The sequence below is a fragment of the Nocardioides panacihumi genome (assembly GCF_039530925.1).
GTDB classification, from domain to species: Bacteria; Actinomycetota; Actinomycetes; order Propionibacteriales; family Nocardioidaceae; genus Nocardioides; species Nocardioides panacihumi.
The window spans coordinates 1-1,229 of sequence record NZ_BAAAPB010000007.1 but is presented as its reverse complement, the minus strand read 5'-3'; the positions used below and the strand labels follow the sequence as shown (position 1 = coordinate 1,229).

At 65.2% G+C, this 1,229-nt stretch carries 1 protein-coding gene; it reads left to right on the top strand.

Going from position 1 to position 1,229, the window contains the following annotated elements:
- The first annotated feature begins 340 nt into the window (after nucleotides 1–340).
- On the top strand, nucleotides 341–760 hold the full coding sequence (locus ABD205_RS20925) for a DUF6318 family protein (RefSeq protein ID WP_344048277.1): 420 nt from the start codon (nucleotides 341–343) through the stop codon (nucleotides 758–760).
- Nucleotides 761–1,229 lie beyond the last annotated feature (469 nt).

Below are 1,229 nucleotides of genomic sequence, written 5' to 3'. Positions count from 1 at the left end.
GACCAGCCCCCACGGCCACCAATGGATCACCGACCCCACCGGCACCCGCCACCTCACCCACCAAGCCCACGGGTTATCCACAGGCCCACCCTGACCCCCTTCCCGCCCACCCATCCCCCCGACTACCTTGCCGATGAATCTCGGGAAGGAACCACACATGGGGGCAACAACCACACGCGTCCTGACCGGACTCGCCCTACTCACACTCACCGCCTGCACCGCCTGCACCGGCCGCAGCGACACAGCCGACCCCACACCACCACCACAATCGGCAACCACCGCGACCCCGACCCCACCCAGCCCGACACCGACACCGACACCACCCTCGACGCGACCCGTCATGCCCGACGCCGCCGCAGCCCACACCAAAGCCGGCGCCAAAGCATTCATGGCGTATTTCTGGCGAGTCGTGAACTATGCCGAGACCACTGGCGACGTCAAGGCCTTGAAGTCGACATTCGTGAAGGGCTGCGGAGCATGTGAAGGCGGCTTGGCCGGAATTCGAGCCATCTACCGAAATGGCGGCCATGTCACCGGCGGCCAAGGAACTGTCGTGGCTGGCGCGGTACTGCTCTCCTACGCTGGCCCATTCGTCCTGGCCGACCTCAAGGTCACCCTCAAGACAAGTTCGCAGCGTGTGGACTACCCCGGCACTGTCAAGGACAGCGTGAGGCCAGGCGCGGTCGTTCACGACATGTTCCACCTGAGTGCGACCGACGGCGATGCTTGGCGTGTCGCACAGTTCGAGGTCATTGGATGACGCGGCTGACATGGCTCGTTTGCGCAACGACGATCGGTTTATCCCTTGCGTTCCCTACCTCGGAAGTCGCCGCGGATCCCGGCTGTGGGGCGATGAGCGCCAGTGCCGTCGGAACCGTGTTTCAGGCAACCGGCTCTGCCGTGAACTGCGGGGCTCATGCCGCGGTGGCGGCTCCCGCTGCCACCACGATGCCGGCGGGCGAATGGGAATCCGCACCCGTATGCGATGGCATGGTGATCGCAGACCCGAGCGACCCAGTCGCGAAGGGATGTTCGAAGCAGCGACTGTGCCCAGACGGGTCCGGCATGCTCTTCATCTGGTTCCAGACGACGACGGGCGAGAGCAGTGCCGGTCACAACGGATGCGCATCGAGTGAATCCGATACCGCGCCCGGCCCCACCCAGGCCGACATCCTCCGCGCGTTCAAACAGATCCCCCTGCCGGAGTCCAGACTCATCATCCAGCCACC